Annotated in this window: 15 protein-coding genes; 8 read left to right on the forward strand and 7 right to left on the reverse strand. The window is 62.7% G+C overall.

The features are described from left to right. Positions 1 to 39: 39 nt before the first annotated feature. From mazG to VWZ85_RS13670, 3 genes are all read left to right on the forward strand, one after another. Positions 40 to 876, forward strand: a complete 837-nt coding sequence (mazG, locus tag VWZ85_RS13660) for a nucleoside triphosphate pyrophosphohydrolase (RefSeq protein ID WP_340545895.1) — start codon at positions 40 to 42, stop codon at positions 874 to 876. Positions 877 to 949: 73 nt separating this feature from the next. Continuing rightward, complete coding sequence (locus tag VWZ85_RS13665) at positions 950 to 1,642, forward strand: M48 family metallopeptidase (RefSeq protein WP_340545896.1); 693 nt, start codon at positions 950 to 952, stop codon at positions 1,640 to 1,642. Positions 1,643 to 1,839: 197 nt separating this feature from the next. Then, positions 1,840 to 2,835, forward strand: a complete 996-nt coding sequence (locus tag VWZ85_RS13670; protein WP_416588765.1) for an LLM class flavin-dependent oxidoreductase — start codon at positions 1,840 to 1,842, stop codon at positions 2,833 to 2,835. A gap of 30 nt (positions 2,836 to 2,865) precedes the next feature. On the opposite strand, the gene VWZ85_RS13675 is transcribed toward VWZ85_RS13670, so the two are convergent. From VWZ85_RS13675 to VWZ85_RS13690, 4 genes are all read right to left on the reverse strand, one after another. Next, complete coding sequence (locus VWZ85_RS13675; protein ID WP_416546188.1) at positions 2,866 to 3,408, reverse strand: RSP_2648 family PIN domain-containing protein; 543 nt, start codon at positions 3,406 to 3,408, stop codon at positions 2,866 to 2,868. A gap of 21 nt (positions 3,409 to 3,429) precedes the next feature. After that, on the reverse strand, positions 3,430 to 4,644 hold the full coding sequence (locus VWZ85_RS13680) for an RSP_2647 family RNA methyltransferase (RefSeq protein ID WP_416534226.1): 1,215 nt from the start codon (positions 4,642 to 4,644) through the stop codon (positions 3,430 to 3,432). 110 nt (positions 4,645 to 4,754) lie between these two features. After that, positions 4,755 to 5,048 carry a hypothetical protein gene (locus VWZ85_RS13685; RefSeq protein ID WP_340545900.1) on the reverse strand — a complete coding sequence of 98 codons (294 nt, stop codon included), beginning with the start codon at positions 5,046 to 5,048 and terminating at the stop codon, positions 4,755 to 4,757. Next, the gene (locus VWZ85_RS13690; protein WP_416588767.1) at positions 5,038 to 7,854 is read right to left on the reverse strand and encodes a glutamine-synthetase adenylyltransferase; all 2,817 of its coding nucleotides are present in this window, start codon (positions 7,852 to 7,854) and stop codon (positions 5,038 to 5,040) included. Before VWZ85_RS13690 ends, VWZ85_RS13685 begins: the two co-directional genes overlap by 11 nt. Before the next feature lie 480 nt (positions 7,855 to 8,334). Here VWZ85_RS13690 and VWZ85_RS13695 point away from each other — a divergent pair, with 480 nt between their 5' ends. The 4 genes from VWZ85_RS13695 (at position 8,335) to VWZ85_RS13710 (ending at position 10,824) form a co-directional block, all read left to right on the forward strand. Then, positions 8,335 to 8,802 (forward strand): DUF2852 domain-containing protein, encoded by a 468-nt coding sequence (locus tag VWZ85_RS13695; protein ID WP_416534228.1) that lies wholly within the window; start codon positions 8,335 to 8,337, stop codon positions 8,800 to 8,802. 172 nt (positions 8,803 to 8,974) lie between these two features. After that, a complete protein-coding gene (locus VWZ85_RS13700; RefSeq protein ID WP_416588770.1) occupies positions 8,975 to 9,406 on the forward strand; it encodes an RDD family protein in 432 nt (143 codons plus the stop codon). Positions 9,407 to 9,614: 208 nt separating this feature from the next. Next, positions 9,615 to 10,436 carry an arginyltransferase gene (locus VWZ85_RS13705; RefSeq protein ID WP_416555375.1) on the forward strand — a complete coding sequence of 274 codons (822 nt, stop codon included), beginning with the start codon at positions 9,615 to 9,617 and terminating at the stop codon, positions 10,434 to 10,436. A 4-nt stretch (positions 10,437 to 10,440) separates the two neighbouring features. Further along, positions 10,441 to 10,824, forward strand: coding sequence for a VOC family protein (locus tag VWZ85_RS13710; protein WP_416538961.1), 384 nt, complete (start codon positions 10,441 to 10,443; stop codon positions 10,822 to 10,824). 208 nt (positions 10,825 to 11,032) lie between these two features. Here the strand turns inward: VWZ85_RS13710 and VWZ85_RS13715 are convergent, their stop codons facing one another. The 3 genes from VWZ85_RS13715 to VWZ85_RS13725 all read right to left on the reverse strand — a co-directional run bounded on the left by VWZ85_RS13715 (position 11,033) and on the right by VWZ85_RS13725 (position 15,599). Further along, complete coding sequence (locus VWZ85_RS13715) at positions 11,033 to 13,390, reverse strand: TRAP transporter large permease (protein ID WP_416534231.1); 2,358 nt, start codon at positions 13,388 to 13,390, stop codon at positions 11,033 to 11,035. A 16-nt stretch (positions 13,391 to 13,406) separates the two neighbouring features. Next, positions 13,407 to 14,333 (reverse strand): TRAP transporter small permease subunit, encoded by a 927-nt coding sequence (locus VWZ85_RS13720; protein ID WP_416534232.1) that lies wholly within the window; start codon positions 14,331 to 14,333, stop codon positions 13,407 to 13,409. A gap of 183 nt (positions 14,334 to 14,516) precedes the next feature. Then, complete coding sequence (locus VWZ85_RS13725) at positions 14,517 to 15,599, reverse strand: TRAP transporter substrate-binding protein (protein WP_340545908.1); 1,083 nt, start codon at positions 15,597 to 15,599, stop codon at positions 14,517 to 14,519. 252 nt (positions 15,600 to 15,851) lie between these two features. Here VWZ85_RS13725 and VWZ85_RS13730 point away from each other — a divergent pair, with 252 nt between their 5' ends. Then, on the forward strand, positions 15,852 to 17,285 hold the full coding sequence (locus tag VWZ85_RS13730) for a cache domain-containing protein (RefSeq protein ID WP_340545909.1): 1,434 nt from the start codon (positions 15,852 to 15,854) through the stop codon (positions 17,283 to 17,285). The last annotated feature ends 83 nt before the right edge of the window (positions 17,286 to 17,368 follow it).

The following is a 17,368-nucleotide window of genomic DNA, read 5'->3' on the forward strand; positions in this document are numbered from 1 at the left end:
GGGATTGATGCATCTGACACAGGAACAAGAGCCGCCGCAATGCCCGATACCAACCTGATCCACGATGAAACCGCCGGTATCGACCGGCTCCTGCAGATCATGGCGTGCTTGCGCGACCCACAGCATGGCTGCCCCTGGGATATTGAACAGGACTTTGCCAGCATCGCGCCCTATACCATTGAAGAAGCTTACGAAGTTGCCGATGCAATTGAGCGCGAGGCCTGGGATGAGCTGAAGGGCGAGCTGGGGGATCTGCTGTTCCAGTCGGTGTTTCATGCGCAGATGGCGGCGGAGGCCGGGCATTTCACCTTTCAGGATGTGGTCACCACCATGTCCAACAAGATGGTCGCGCGCCATCCGCATGTCTTTGGTGACGAGAGCCGCGAGAAATCCGCCGACCAGCAGACCGCTGACTGGGAGGCGATCAAGGCCGCGGAGCGCGCAGGCAAGGCGCAACAGGGGACGCTGGACGGTGTGGCCGTCGGCCTGCCCGCCCTGCTGCGCGCCTACAAGCTGCAAAAACGCGCCGCACGTGTCGGCTTTGACTGGCCGTCGGCGGACAATGTGATCGCCAAGATCGTTGAAGAGGCCGCAGAGCTGGTAGAAGCCCGCGATAGCCTGAGCCAGGCCGAGGTGGAGGAGGAATTCGGCGATCTGATGTTTGTGATGGCCAATCTGGGCCGCCATCTGGGGGTGGAGCCGGAAGCCGCACTGCGGGCCGCCAATGCCAAGTTCACCCGCCGCTTTGAAGGGGTCGAGGCCAAGCTCTCCGACCGCGGCAAACGTCCCGAAGACAGTGACCTGGCGGAAATGGACGCGCTCTGGGACGAGGTAAAGGCAGAGGCGCGCGCGGCCACGCCATCCTGCGATGACTGACGCGCTGCCCACCGCGCGGTCTGTCGGGCCACGCGCCTTGTCCGCTCTCACCGCCAGCCCCATATCCTAAAGCATGTTGCGTCTAACCCCCATCCTTCTCGCCGTGATCTACGGGTTGGTCATGTACCGCCTGTCGGTCTGGCGCACCCATCGCGCCCTTGATCAGCAATCGACCGAGCTGGCCGATGCCCGCCTGCGCCAGCTGACGGATCGAATGGCAGCGGCGCTCGGCATCAGCCATATCCCGGTCTATATCTACGAGGTCGATCCGGTAAACGGGCTGGCGGCGCCGGATGGGCGGATCTTCATCACCCGTGGGTTCTATCGCAAATACCGCAATGGCGAGGTCAGCGATGTTGAACTGGCGTCGGTGATTGCACATGAGCTGGGCCATGTGGCGCTGGGGCACGCGCGAAAACGCATGATTGATTTTTCCGGGCAGAACGCGCTGCGCACGGCGCTGATGCTTATCATCGGCCGTTTCGTGCCCTTTGTCGGGCCCTGGATTGCCAATGTGCTGACCTCACTGCTGGCGGCACGGCTGTCGCGCAGCGATGAATATGAGGCCGATGAATATGCCGCAGCACTGCTGACCAAGGCAGGGATCGGCATCGCTCCGCAGAAAAGCCTGTTTCGCAAGCTGGAAGAGCTGACACAGGCCCGCAGCGGCATGGCGCCCGCCTGGCTGATGAGCCACCCCAAGACCGAGGAGCGTATTGCCGCGCTGGACCGGCTCGAACAGCGCTGGAGTAAGGGAAAGAGCTGAAGATCAGGCTGCAAACCATTGGTTCACTGAAATTTACACAAGATCAAGCGCAACCGGGCGCGTCATCCCCCTTGGCCCGTGCGGCCGCCATCCCCATCTGTGGGCAACCATTCCGCCGTTGTAGGCGTTTCAGTCAGATATGTCCCTGCGGACACAAGACCTAACGACCCGCCTGGGCGGGCTCCCGGAGACCTACCATGCGCTATTCCGTTCTTGACCTTGCCCCCGTACCCGAAGGCCATGACATCGCTCAATCGCTGCGCAACAGCACTGATCTGGCACAGCGGGCCGAGGCCTGGGGATATCACCGCTACTGGCTGGCGGAGCATCACAATATGCCGGGGGTCGCCAGTGCCGCCACCGCTGTTCTGATCGGCCATATCGCCGGACAGACCAAAACGATCCGGGTCGGTGCCGGGGGAATCATGCTGCCCAACCACGCCCCCTATATGGTGGCCGAAGCCTTTGGCACGCTGGCCAGCCTATATGGCAACCGCATTGATCTTGGGCTGGGACGCGCGCCCGGCACGGATCTGCAGACGGCCCGCGCCCTGCGTCGGGGCTTGCAAACCGGTGAGCGCAATCCCGATACCTTCCCGCATGATGTGATCGAGCTGATCAACTACCTTGGCCCCGAAACACCCGAAGCGCGGGTGCGGGCCTTTCCGGGACAGGGCACCAGGGTGCCGCTGTGGATCCTCGGCTCCAGCCTTTATGGGGCGCAGCTTGCGGCACAGCTGGGGCTGCCCTATGCCTTTGCTTCGCACTTTGCCCCCGCCGCGCTGGAGCAGGCGCTGGCCGCCTATCGCAGCGGCTTTCAGCCATCTGAGCATCTCGACGCTCCCCGCGCCATGATCGCGGTCAACGTCTTTGCCGCCGATACCGACCGCGAAGGGCAGCGGCTGAGAACCACCATGCAGCAGGCCTTTGCCCGGCTGCACGAAGGCAAACCCGGCAAGTTGCCGGCTCCGGTGGAGGATATCACCCAGCATATCGCCCCGCCGGTGCTGCACGGGGTGAATGAGGCGCTGCGGATTTCCGCGACCGGCAGCAAGGCAACGGTGGCCGCCGAACTGTCTGGTATTCTTGAGCGGTATCAACCGGATGAGATCATTCTGACCGGGCAGATCCATGACCACGATGCACGGCTGCGATCCTTTGAGATCGCCGCTGAGGTGCTGGGCGACATCTGAGCCGCGCCAAGGTCTCAGCGGCCGAGCACGCTAGGCCGACAGCGCCTTGGCCACCCTTGGCAGCCGCGCCTTCTTCAGCAGCGGGCGCAGCTCCCAGCCGCCGCCTGACAGCCGGTTTGCTTCGGCGAGCACAGCCGCAGCCACGCCCGAAATCCCGTCCGGATCCTGTCGCCACAGATCATAAAGCAGCTGGTCCGGGCCGATCCGTTCCAGCCCCTCCTCGGCAAGCGTGTGGCGTGGGAAGTCCTTGTTGTTGACGGTCACGATCCCGTCGGCATGGCCGGCAATGGCGGCGGCCAGCACATGGATATCGGCCACGTCCGGCAGCCAAAGCCGTGCTTCAACCGCCGCTGTCGGGGTGACGGCAGCCTTTGGCCAGGCCGCAGAGATCAGCGCGATCTCTGCCCGCGCCTGCGGCTCCCCCGTAGGACCGATCTTGCGCGCCGCCAGCGCCCATTCCTCAAGGATGCGCTGTGACCACAGCGGGGTGAAATGGCCAATCCGGGCCGCCCCCAGCAGCATCTCACGCATCACGGTCGGATAGAGGACACAGGCGTCCAGCAGCAGTTTCATGGCCTGATCAACCGCAACAGATCAGTCGAGCCGGAAGAACACGGCCTTCAGATAGCCGCTTTCGGCCAGCTGAGGCAGCTGTGGATGATCCGCCCCGGCATACCCGGTGTGCAGCAGCTGGCTGCGCCGCCCGCCGCGCCCGATGCCACGCGCCGAGGCATTGCGGAACCGGCTGAGGTCAGCCGCATGCGAGCAGGAGCACAGCCCCAGATAGCCACCCGGCGCCACCAGAGGGGCGGCCAGTTTGGCAATCCGCTCATAGGCCCGCAACCCCGCCTCAAGCGCCTGTTTCGACGGTGCGAAGGCTGGCGGATCGCAGATCACCACATCAAACTGCGCCCCTTCTTCGGCGAGCTGGGCCAGCACCTCAAAGGCATCGCCCTGCCGTGCGTTGAACCGATCGCCAAAACCGCTGGCACCTGCGCCGTCCCGCGCCAGATCCAGCGCCGGAGCGGATCCGTCTACACAGGTTGCCGTCGCTGCGCCAGCCGCCAGCATCGCCAGACCAAAGCCGCCGACATGGGAAAACACGTCAAGCACATTTGCGCCCGGCCTGACCAGCTTGGCGGCAAAGGCGTGATTGTCGCGCTGGTCGTAGAACAGGCCGGTTTTCTGCCCGCCGGTCAGATCCGCCATATAGGTGGCGCCGTTCATGGACACTTCTACCGGCGCCTCGGGGGCGGTGCCGCGCAGAGCAGTGCTGATATCGTCCAGCCCTTCCAGGCTGCGCGTCCGGCCCGAGGCGTTTTTCAATACGGTTGTCACCCCGGTCACCGCCACCAGCGCCTCGGTCAGCGGTTCGATATGGGCTTCGGCCCAGGCGGCATTGGGCTGCACCACGCAGGTATCGCCAAAGCGGTCGATCACCACGCCGGGCAGACCATCGGATTCAGCATGGACCAGCCGGTAGAACGACGCATCATACAGCTGTTCGCGCAGCTCCAGCGCGCGGCGCAGGCGGGCGCTGAACCACTCCACGCTCAGCTCGGCCGCAGGATCGCTGTCCAGCATCCGCGCGATGATCTTGCTTTCGGGGTTGACCGCAACCAGCCCCATCTGCGTCATCGCGTCGTCTTCCAGCACCGCCAGGGTGCCGGGTGCCAGTTTCCGGGTGCGCCGGTCGGTGACCAGTTCATTGGCATAGACCCAAGGAAAGCCGTGGCGCAGGGCACGGGCATTGGCTTTGGGTTTCAGTTTTACGCGGGCGCGCTCGGGCGCGGAGGAAGATGCTGTCATGCGCCTCTCTTACTCCCAACGACGCGCGGTTGAAAGGGCATCCGCAACGCAGAGACGATGCCTTGGTCGCGTCAGGCTCTGCGGCCCGATCCCGCGCGGCGCAAGTGAGTTCACCGCGGGCGGGAACGCCAGCCGCCGCGCCTGCGAGGCCTGTCGGCAGCCTCCTGCCCCTCGCGCAGAACAGCCGTCATCGGGTGATCGGGATGCACTGCCGCCAGCTGCTCCACGAGCGCGATGGTTGCCACACGGCTGTCGACCCCATCAGGCAGGCTCAGCGCCCAATCCAGGAAGATGCTGCGGCATTCGCCCTCGCCAATCCCCTCGATACGGTAGCTTTCCCGGATCAACCCCTTGGGATCCAGACGCGCCAGCTGCGCCGCATCAACCGTCGCCTCATTCGTCATGGCCTGTCGCCTCCTCTCTCTCCAATGCGGCGGCGATGATGTCACCGCATCTGCGGTAGCTCTCGGTCAGCGTCGCCTCCAGCGCGGCGAGATCGTCATAGCCGGTGCTGCGACACAGAAAGAGCGCGCCGCCCTCTCCCAATGTCCGTGCATCAATTGCCTTGCCCGAGACCAGCCGCGCCGCCGTCTGTACCGACCAGAATAGATCATAGCCGCGCTGCAATTCCGCTGCATCTGCGGCATCCAGCCAGCCACAGGCGACAGCGCCCGCCAGCCCGGCGGCCACGTCCTGCCCGGTGGCATCGCTCAGCAGGACCCCGGCCTGGGCGATCAGCTCGATATCCATCAGCCGACCCGCGCCGGTCTTGGCGTCCCAGGGACCCGTCGGCACCTTGGCGGCGGCCAGACGGGCGCGCATTTTGGCGACCTCGGGCAGGATCGCCGCGCGGCTGCGCGGCGCCCCGAGAAAACCCGCTCGAAATGCGTTGATATCCTCTGCCAGCCCCTCCGCACCCGGTGCTGGCACAGCCGCCATCGCCCGCGCCCGGGTCAGCGCCAGATGTTCCCAGACCCAGGCGTCATTGCGCTGATACGCGCAGAAGCTCTCGAGGCTCGTGGCCACCGGGCCTTGGGTGCCGGAGGGTCGCAGCCGCATGTCCACCTCATAGAGCTGCCCCTGCGACATACGCGCAGTCAGCGCCGTGATCAGCGCCTGGGTCAGCCGCGCATAATACGGGCGTGTCGCCAGCGGTCGCGGCCCCTCCGAGGCCTCCGCGGTTCCGGGGTCATAAATCACGATCAGGTCGAGATCCGACAGCGCATTGATCCGCCCCGCACCCAGCGATCCCATGGCCAGAACCGCTGCCCCGCGCCCCGGAGGCGTTCCGTGTTTCTTTGCAAACTGCTGCAGGACAACCGGCGCCACCCCGGCAATCACCACCTCGGCCAGTTCGGCATACTGCGCCCCTGCGGTGGCAGCATCGATCAGCCCGCGCAGATGATGCACCCCGATACGGAAATGCCACTCCTTGCACCAGCGCCGGGTGGCATCCAGCTGGGTTTCATAATCCTCTTCCTGCGCCAGCACCGCCGCAAGCGACTGGCAGAGCCCCTCCCGCTTGGGCCAGTCACTGAAGAAAGAGCCGCCGATCACCGCATCGAATACCCCGGAATTACGCGACAGATAGCTCGCCAGCGTACCAGAGGTGCCGACAATATCTATCAGCAAATCAATCAGTTGCGGGTTGGCTTCAAAGAGTGAAAACAGCTGCACACCGGCAGGCAGCCCCGCCAGGAACCCATCCAGCGCCACCAGCGCCTCGGCCGGCTGGGCGGTGCGGGACAGCCGCGCCAGCAGCTCCGGTTTCAGCCGCTCGAATATCTGCGCACCGCGCGCCGAGCGTAGCGCAGGATAGGTCGGCCAGCGCGCCAGGATATCGCCATCCAGAGCCTCCGGCACCGCCGCGGTCGGTTGCGGCCTTGGCACATCCGGGGCAAAGAACCCCTCGGTCAGCTCATGCACCTCCTGCAACCGCCCACGGATCTCCGCCTGCAGCGCCTGCGGGTCGCGGTCCATCAGACAGGCAATCCTGGCAATGCCATCTTCGGACTGCGGCACCCGGTGGGTCTGGGCGTCATGCACCATCTGGATGCGGTGCTCCACCTCGCGGTGGGCAATGTAATGCGCGCTGAGCTGCGCGCAGGCCTCCTGCGGCACCCAGCCCTTGGCCGCGAGCGCGGTCAGCCCGTCGAGCGTGCCGCGCTGACGCAGGCTCTCATCCCGCCCGCCGGCGATCAGCTGCCGGGTCTGGGTAAAGAACTCGATTTCGCGGATGCCGCCACGCCCCAGTTTCATGTCATGGCCGGGCACCGTCAGTGGCCCGCCGGTCCCCTTGTTTTCGCGGATCCGCAAACGCATGTCATGGGCGTCCTGAATAGCCGCGAAATCCAGATGCCGCCGCCAGACAAAGGGGCGCAGCGTCTGCAGGAACTCGGCCCCCGCCTTCAGATCACCGGCGCAGGGGCGCGCCTTGATATAGGCGGCGCGCTCCCAGGTGCGCCCGAGGCTCTCGTAATAGCGCTCCGCCGCCTCCATCGCCATGGCCACCGGTGTAACCCCCGGGTCGGGCCGCAAGCGCAGATCGGTACGGAAGACATAGCCGTCGGCAGTGCGTTCGCTCAGTACCGTGCACATGTTGCGCGTCGCCCGCACCATGCCCTGACGCGCCTCATAGAAGTCGGCCGGATCAAACCGTGTCTCGTCAAACAGGCAGATCATGTCGATGTCGGAGCTGTAGTTGAGCTCATAGGCGCCCATCTTGCCCATGGCCAGCAGGGTCAACCCGCCGGCGGTCTCCACATCGGCCTCGGTCAGGCCCGGCAGTTTCTGACGGCGGATCAGTGCGGCAATTTCCGCCTTGATCGCCCGATCGGCGCAGAGTTCGGCAAATTGCGTCAGCGCCTTGGTCACCTGCATCAGATCCCAGGCCCCGGCCAGATCGCAAAGCCCGCTCAGCAGCGCAAGTCGGCGCTTGGCCTGCCGCAGCCCCGGCTTCAGCTGATCCGGTGCCAAACCGCGCACAGCCTCCATGATCTTACCAAGCCCAGCCAGCGGATCCGCCAGTGCGGGCGCCAGCCAGGTGGCCTCGCGGGTGATCAGCTCCTTCAGATAGGGGCTGGAGCCCGCCGCCCCTGCGACCAGGCGCGCCTCATCGCCGCCAAGGTCCGGCACAAGCGCAAGCGCATCGCCGGCCAGATCCGCATCAAATGCCCGTGGAAGGCGCTGAATATCAATCGACTGTCCCATCCGCAGACACTGGGGTGAGACGCCGCCGTCGTCAATTGAGGAAACCACCCTTTGGCCCTGCCAGAGTTCAAAAGGTTACGTAAGATAAGGAATACCGGAATAGCCCTTTTATGAATGAGACATTAATGCTGGTACTGCGGCTGCGCTCAAGTTCCGGGGGCATGTCAGACAGCGTCTTAGTAACCAGTGCACCAGTGACCGACCGGCACCCTAGTATTGCCAAAATGGCGATACAACGCGTGTTCAGGTCATCGGATATGTATCACAAAGTCTGACAGCAAAGCGCAGCCGTTTATCTACCCTTAGCCACAAAATCATCAATAAATAAAAACATATCAACAGGTTACCTGTTTCGATCTGCGAAAATGTGAAAAATGTTTACATGCAGGCTTGAAACCGTGCGAGGGCAGTCCGATATTCCATAATGTGAAGCGCATTTACATGGACGCCGAACCTCGCAACGTTAACCTGGAGACCCCGATGACGAGTTACACCTCTACCGCCCCGCACCCGTCCGAACAGGGCTGGTTTTCCCGCAGTGAATCCTGGCTCGACAGCAAAGGCAAAGGCGCCTGGATTGCCGCCATGGTCCTCGGCTTCGTCTTTTTCTGGCCGGTTGGCCTCGCCCTGTTGTTTTACATGATCTGGAGCAAGCGCATGTTCTCGAAATCCTGCACCACACGCCGTAAATCCTGGGCCCGTCATGGCATGTCCGCGATGACCCCGTCCGGCAACAGCGCTTTTGACGCCTACAAGGCCGATACGCTGCACCGGCTGGAGCAGGAACAGCATGATTTCGAAGCCTTCCTGCAACGTCTGCGGGCTGCAAAGGATAAATCGGAATTCGATCAGTTCATGCACGAACGCGCGCTGCAGAACGACGATGAAGCCATCGAAATCGATGATGCAGAGGATGACGCGGACAGCCCGCGCAGCAAGCGTCACTGACCAGCGCCAGCTCCGCCCGCATTGGGCGGGGCCTATCCCGGCGGGAGCGGCCTGGCGCCATAGCTGATGATCAGCCCTCGTGTCAGCCGCCACCCTGGCCAGACGGCCAAACCATGAGCCCGGTTCCCCGCCCCGGTTCTTTCGACCCCGTTATCGCGATAAGGAAGCTTTGATGACCGCCCTGCCCGATCCAGACTACCAGACTGATTTCTATCAGCTGGTCCCTGCCAAACGTCTGTTTGCCTGGCTTATCGACAGCCTGTTGATCACCGTTCTTGCCAGTATCGCCGTGGTTTTCACCGCCTTTACCGGGCTGTTCATCTGGCCGCTGCTCTATCTGGTGATCGGTTTCATCTATCGTGCTGCAACCATCGCTTCTGGTTCCGCGACCTGGGGCATGGCCGTCGCAGGCATCGAATTGCGCGACCTGTCGGGACGCAAGCTCGACGGCCAGGGCGCCTTGCTGCATACCGCCGGATATACAGTCTCCATGGCCTTCCCGCTGCTGCAGGTGATCTCCATCCTCATGATGCTGATGTCCGCGCGCGGTCAGGGGCTGACGGATGCGGTGATGGGGACCGTCATGCTGAACCGGCGCCGCTGATCTGCCGTCTGGTTCAAGGCGAAGATGGGCAATCTGTAAACCTTAATCCCAACTGGCCTCTTGGCGCAGTGCGATGGCATTGCTATCATTCAAGATAACCCTGTGGCCAGAATGCCCCGATCTGTCAGCGGCTCCGTGATCAGTACTCGGCGCCCGCGCGACACTCGGGGCCATTTGTGCCAAGCCCAAACGGACACCTGACCGCCTGATGCGCCACACTCTGCCGATTGCCCCACAGTTCTACGTGACTGCGCCGCAGCCCTGCCCCTATCTGGCAGATCGGATGGAGCGCAAACTGTTCACCGCCCTGCAGGGCGATGGTGTCGAACAGCTCAACAACAGCCTGTCGCAGCAGGGATTCCGCCGCTCGCAGAATGTTCTGTACCGGCCATCCTGCTCCGATTGCTCCGCCTGCCTGTCTGCCCGGATCAATGTCGCCGCCTTCACCGCCAGCCGGGGGCAGAAACGCACGTTGAAGCGCAACGCCGGGCTGGATCGGCGCGCGACCTCTCCCTGGGCAACCGAAGATCAATATACGCTGTTCCGCAACTACCTCGACAGCCGGCACGCCGATGGCGGCATGGCCGATATGGATGTCTTCGAATATGCCGCCATGATCGAGGAGACGCCCATTCGCAGCCGCGTCGTCGAATATATCGACCGCGACAGCAACGCGCTGACGGCGGTGTCGCTGACCGATGTGCTGGAGGATGGGCTGAGCATGGTCTATTCCTTCTATCGGCCCGATCTGCCGCAGAACTCGCTCGGCACCTTCATGATCCTGGATCACATCGACATCGCGCGCGAGGCCGGGCTGCCCTATGTCTACCTGGGCTATTGGGTGCCAGGCAGCGCCAAGATGGGCTACAAGGCGAAGTTCACCGGGCTTGAAGTCTATCATCGCGGCGCCTGGCAGCCGATGACCGATCCCGACGCCTTTGATGACACGGCGCATCCGCTGTCGACCGATCCGATTGCGGAACAGGTCGCTAATATTCACCTGCCGGAATCGCGCAGCCACAGCAGGTAACCCAATGCAATCTCTTCATGCCGTGACGCTGATTGTCCCGGACTACGACAGCGCGCTCGCGTTTTACTGCGGCACCCTCGGATGGCAGCTGGCCGAAGATGTCGATCAGGGGCGCAAGCGCTGGGTCAGGATCCTGCCGCCGGGCGCCCGTGAGGGCAGCCTGATCCTGGCCCGGGCCGACAGTGATGCTCAAAAGACCATCATTGGCAATCAATTTGGTGGCCGCGTCGGATTGTTCCTGCATACCGATGACTTCGCCCGAGACCATGCCGCCATGCTGGCCGCGGGCGTCACCTTCGACGAAGCACCCCGCCATGAACCCTACGGATGGGTTGCGGTCTGGCGCGACCCGTTCGGCAACCGCTGGGATCTGCTCCAGCTCACCTGAACCGCAGGGCGCCGGTCCCATTCGGCACCGCCCCTTCAGCTGCCATCGGCAAACGGCTGCATGGCCAATCTTCTGGCGTCAAATATCCCGGGGTGAATGCGCCGCATGGCGCAGAGGGGCAGCGCCCCTGTTTCTGCTTTCGCCCCGGTGCCGACATGAAAAAAGGGCCCCGCAAGCGGGGCCCTTTGTCGTCTTTGGCTGATTGCAATCAGTTTGGCATCAGCGCCGGCACGATGGTCACAATGGAGGGGAACATCCACAGGATCCCCAGACCCACCACCTGGATCAGCACAAATGGCAGGATCCCGCGATAGATATGGCCTGTGGTCACCTCCTTCGGTGCCACCCCGCGCAGATAGAACAGCGCAAATCCAAACGGCGGCGTCAGGAACGACGTCTGCAGGTTCACCGCAACCATGATGGTCACCCACTTCGGATCGAAGGAGCCGCCGTAGATCACCGGCCCGACAATCGGGATCACGATGTAGATGATCTCCAGGAAGTCGAGCACGAAGCCAAGGATGAACAGCACCACCATCACGATCAGGAAGACCTTCAGCTCGCTGTCAAAGCTCTTGAGGAACTGCTGGATATAGTGTTCCCCGCCAAAGGAGATCACCACCAGATTGAGCAGCTGCGAGCCGATCAGGATGGTGAAGACCATCGACGTGACCTTGGCCGTTTCGCGCACCACCGGTGTCAGCACCCCGCCCTTGAACAGCACCCAGCAACCGTAGAGCAGCCCGAAGAGCGCAAAGAGATAGGCGCCATAGGCCACACCAAAGGCGATGATGGTCTCTGCCGAAACCCCATCCTGCCCATTGATCCGCAGATCGAAGTTGACACCAACCAGGATACAGATCGCCACTGCAAGGGTTGCCCAGATGATGATCCAGCCGGATTTCCCCTGGTCCTGCAGCTTGCGGTAGGCCGCCAGCATGATGGCGCCCCCAGCCCCCAGCGCCGCAGCGGGCGTCGGGTTGGTGATGCCGCCCAGAATGGACCCCAGCACCGCAATGATCAGGATCAGCGGCGGGAACACCACGCGGATCAGATCGTTCTGTGAACTGCGCACCGCCGCGACCTTGCACCCATAGAGCGCCAGGAGGCTTGGCAGCGCGATCAGCAGCACGGTGACCCCGGGCGTCGTGGTCGGTGAAATTGCCACGATATCGACCAGCGCAATCAGCAGCACGCCAATCGCCCCCAGGATCAAGGGCTTGGGATCCCGCGAGGGCGAAACCCCGCGACCAACCGCCAGCGTTAGCCCCATCAGCACCATCAGCACGGTCAGACCGGTGCCAATCGGAGCCGCGGCTTCGATCTTGGCGACACGGGCTGCGGCCATCTCGTCCTCGGTCAGCTTGGTTGCCTGGGCAACGCCGCCTGCGTCGTCGATGCTCTTCTGCTCGGCGACGGCGGCATCCCAGGCCTCCTGGCCATGCAGGTCAATCATTGCCGCCTGACAGTCCGCACCCACATTGGTGCGCAGCGATGCCGTCTGCCCCGCATCGGAGAAGGTCGAAACCGTGATGTTCTGGCTACCGATCAGGTTCACCTGGCCCAGCAGCAACGCACCGGCAATCAGCGCCACCGGCACACCGAGGAACCAGGTGAGGCCTTCGCCACGGGTGATCGGCTCGCCAGTACCGCCCTCAAGCACAACCGCCGGAGCTTTTTCCGGATTCAGCAGCGCATAGCCAAAGGCATAGAGCGCATAGAGAAGCGCCAGCAGGATACCCGGCAGCAGCGCGGCCTGGAACAGCGTCCCGACCGAAACAACCGCTGGCTCACCCAGATAGGTCAGCGCATCGGAGCAGCCGAATTCCTGCGCACGGGTTTCCTGTGCGGTGGAATAGAGATCCCCCGCAAGCGTGCCCAGAAGAACGATCACGATGGAGGGCGGAATGATCTGCCCCAGCGTGCCCGAGGCGGCGATCACACCGGTCGCCAGTTCCGGCGAATAGTTGTTGCGCAGCATGGTGGGCAGCGCCAGCAGGCCCATGGTCACCACGGTTGCGCCGACGATCCCGGTGGAGGCCGCAAGGAAAGCGCCTACAACCACGATGGAAACTGCCAGACCGCCGGGCAGCGGACCAAAGACGCGCGCCATGGTGGTCAGCAGGTCGTTGGCGATCTTCGACCGTTCCAGCGTGATGCCCATCAGGACGAACATCAGCACTGCCAGCAGGGTCTCGATCGAGGCACCGGCCAGAACCCGTTCGTTCATACGGTTCACGACAAAGGAGATGTTGCGGTCCATCGCAACTTCCCAACCCTGCGGGAACACCGCCTCGGCGACCCGTGGCAGTTCAGGATATCTGAACACCGATATGACATCCGGCTTGACGCCGGAGCCCACCAGGTCGCGATAGACCTGCGACGAGGTGTCGATGGCCTGGTGAACCAGGATCCCGGCACTGTCGAGCGCCGCAATGATCCCGAAGGAGATGATGCCGGCTCCGCCAATGGCAAAGGCCACTGGAAAGCCGGAGAGAATGCCTCCGAAAAGGCAGAAGAAGACAATGATCAGGCCGATTTCAACGCCATCAAGTCCGAATAGCATGGGGGCTGTCCCTTATTTAATGCGCGCCTTCATAGGCTTCTTCACCTTCACCAAGGCTGTCCTTGTCGAGGTGTTTGTTCTCGCTGCCGGGGCCTTCCACAAACTCAAGATACGAGCGGTAGAAAAACGCGATGGCATGCAGGAAGACGATACCGGCGAATGTCACCAGAAGGATCTTGAACAGGAAGTATCCGTTGAACCCATTGGGGCTGAAGCCGATGGTCTCAATGTTCCAGCGCAGCGCGCGGGATTTCATCACCAGACGCTCCAGCGTGTCCGAGGCCGAGGGCTTCGGCACGATCAGGTGGCGCCACAGGAAGTACCAGCCATACATCCAGGTCAGCACGGCAGCGGGCATCATGAAGATCAGCGATCCCAGCATGTCCACCACCCGCTTGGCCCGGAAGCTGATGCCGGAGTAGATCAGATCGACCCGCACGTGGCCGCCCTGCACAAAGGTGTATGTGACACAAAGGCAGACCACCAAGGCATTGTAAAGCTTCAGTTCTTCTGCGAACCAGCTGATGTCTTTTTCCAGCGCGATACCCAGACCAAAGCTCATGTCCGGGCGCGCAAACACCCGCTGCATGAAGACGATGATGATCTGTTGCAGCACCATCAGAAGACCTGCCCAGGCAAACAGCCGACCCAGCGTGTTGGCAAAGCCCTCCAGTCCGCGCACGACCCCCCACATGATGGAGCGGCGATACATGCCGACCGCCGTCAGCACCAGAAACGCGGTGAAGACAACAAAGAAGAACTCAACCGACCCGCCATAGTAGACGAACCGCATGATGGAAGCCTTGTCCGACCAGTCGAGCCAGAGCTGCGGGTTGGCGACGGCATAGCCGAAGTTGTAAAAGGCGCCCGCGATGTTCTGTACCAGCCAGATCAGGCCGTCCAGTAAGGTCCCGAAAAAGGAAACGCCACTTTCGTCCTGCATTTTTCCCTCGAATAAATGCGTGCAGCGCGGGCGGTCTGGATCGTCATCATAGGGATAATAATCAGGCCGCACGGATCCTGGGACCCGATGGACACTAATGGCGCGAGCCATCCGTGTCGGCTGCTATTGCGAAAGGATCCCCCGCCGATGCGGAGGATCCGATTGAACCCACTCTTGGGGCGGTTAGCCGAGAACGCGGTCGCGCTGGGTGCGATAGGCACCTTCAGATTTGGTGATCCAGCCCGAAGAGGCTTTCATCGACGCTTCGACGCTGTTGCGGATTTTTGCGAACAGCTCGTCACCCATGAACTCGTCCAGGGTTTCCTTGGTCGCGGAGCCAAAGGCATCCCAGACGCTGTCAGGGAATTCCAGGGTCTTCACGCCACCGGTCTGCAGACGCTGAAGAGCCGCACCGTGGTTGTTCATGAACTGCGACAGGCTCCACTGGTGACCTTCGGCCGCCGCGATTTCGATGATTTTCTGATGCGCGGGCGACAGGCTGTCGAACACGTCACGGTTGGTCGCCACGGACAGCGCCGCACCCGGCTCATGGAAACCGGAGGTGTAGTAGACCTTGGTGATTTCCTGGAAGCCCATCTTCTCATCTGCCCAGGGGCCGATCCACTCGGTGCCGTCGATCGCACCGGAGGACAGCGCCTGATACACTTCGGAGCCGGGAATGTTCTGAACCGATGCGCCCAGTTTGCCGAGCGCCTTGCCGCCCAGACCCGGCATACGGAACTTCAGACCATTGAAATCTTCGGGGCTGTTGATTTCCTTGTTGAACCAGCCGCCGGCCTGAGGGCCAGTGTTGCCGCCAAGGAAGGATTTCAGACCGAAGATCTGGCCCAGCTCATCATGCAGGGCCATGCCTTCGCCCTGGTAGTACCAGTTCACCAGTTCCTGCGGAGTCATGCCGAAAGGTACTGCAGTGAAATAGGCATAGGCCGGGTGCTGGCCGGTGAAATAATAGTCGGCACCGTGGTACATGTCGGCCTGACCGGCGGTCACCGCGTCAAATACCTCAAATGCACCAACCAGTTCGCCGGAAGCTTTGAGGTCGATGGTCAGGTCGCCATCGGACATGGCGGTGATCGAATCTGCGACGCGCTGTGCGGAGTCATGAACGCCCGCGGCGCCACGGCCCCAGGTGGTGACCATGGTCAGGGTACGCTTGCCCTGCGCATAAGCCGGTGCGGCCAGAGTGGTTGCTGCAGCGGCGCTGCCCCCCAGCGCGGATGTCTTCAAAAAGGAACGACGATCCATAGGTTTCTCCTCCCATTTAATTGGATTGCCCCGGGTCTGTGCCCGAGGCGGGTCTTGTCGAGTGACGCAAGCCTAGCTGTACGCTGCGTCATGTGAATACCTACTACTGCGTAGAAAACCGCATTTTGGACAAATTATTTGGCCAAAATCTGGGCAGCCTGTGACAACCGCCAAGGCCGATCCCGAGATTCGCGCGCTGAGCGCAGCTGTGGGGGCTTTGATTCTCCGGGCGGATTGCGTAACGATTCGACCATGCAGCTGATCCCCCAATTCTTGCGCCCCAACTACGCCCAGAAGCTGTCCCTGCTGGCGACGCTGCCGCTGATCGTGGCCGGGGCCGCCATTGCCGTGCTGGTCTCCGTGCAGTCGCGCGCATTGGCCGAACGCGAGATCAAAGCGTTGGAACAGCAGCTGTTGCAGGCCAAGATGGCCGAGCTGCGCAACTATGTGACCCAGGCCCGCAATGGGTTTTCGCACATCTACGGTCTGGCGGCGCCAGATGACGAGGAGGCCAAGGAAAAGGTCACCCAGATTCTCAGTGCAATGATCTATGACCGCGACGGGTTTTTCTTTGTCTATGACTACGACGGCACCAATCTGGTTAGCCCGCGCCAGACCGAGTTCATCAACAACAACTGGAAGGGGCTGACCGATAGCCGCGGCACACCGGTCGTGGATGAATTCATCCGCTTGGCCCGTCAGGGCGCCGGATGGCACACGTTTATGTGGGAGAAACCCTCAACCGGCGAAGAGGCGCAGATGGTTGCCTATGTGCTGGGCTTGCAGGACTGGCAATGGGCCATCGGCACCGGGGTGTTCATTGACGATGTGCTGGCCTCTGTCGCGGCCTCGCGCGCCGAGGTCGAGACCCGTGTGCGCCGTACGTTCTACTACATCGGTGGCATCACCCTGTTTGCACTGGGGCTGGTCTTTGCCTCCGGCATGGTGCTGAACATCCGCGAGCGTCGTCTGGCGGACGCCAAGTTGAAAGAGCTGACCCAGCGGGTTTTCGACGCCCAGGAAGAAGAGCGCGGCCGGGTGGCGCGCGAGCTGCACGACGGGATCAGTCAGCTCCTCGTCGGGGTGCGCTACGCGCTGGACAACGCGCGCAGACGCCTGTCGCGGGGAGATTTTGACCGGGTCGAGGATCCGCTAAACAAAGGGATCTCGCATCTGGGCACCGCCATCACCGAGGTGCGCCGCATCAGCCGCGACCTGCGCCCCGGTGTGCTGGATGATCTCGGCCTTGGCCCGGCGCTGAAGGCACTGACCGATGATTTCGCCGCACGCACCGGCATCGAGACCCGTTTCAGCACTGTCGTGTTCCGCAACCGCCTGGACGGGGATGCCAAGATTGCGCTCTATCGGATCGCGCAGGAAGCGCTCACCAATATCGAACGCCACGCCGAGGCGACGGAGGTCACCATGGATCTGCGCGGACACGCGCGCGGCGCCACTATGCGGATCACCGACAATGGCCGCGGCCTGCCCCCGGTTCAGGACCGCAGCGGGCCCGGCATCGGGCTGCGCAATATGCAGGAACGAATCGAACAGCTTGACGGCACCCTCAGGATTTTGTCATCACGGGGCACGCAAAGCGGCACCGTGATCGAGGTCCTGCTGCCGCTGAGCCATCTGCTGCCCCCGGGTGATGCCTCCAAACCGGCGTCCAAGCGGGTGTCCTGAGCCAATCGGCGCTCTTGCCAGACTGTCGCCGCCGCACCGGTGGATGCACGCGACGGGCTGGACCGCGCCACGCCAAATGAGGG

The organism is Phaeobacter sp. JH20_29 (genome assembly GCF_048056175.1).
GTDB lineage: Bacteria > Pseudomonadota > Alphaproteobacteria > Rhodobacterales > Rhodobacteraceae > Phaeobacter > Phaeobacter bryozoorum.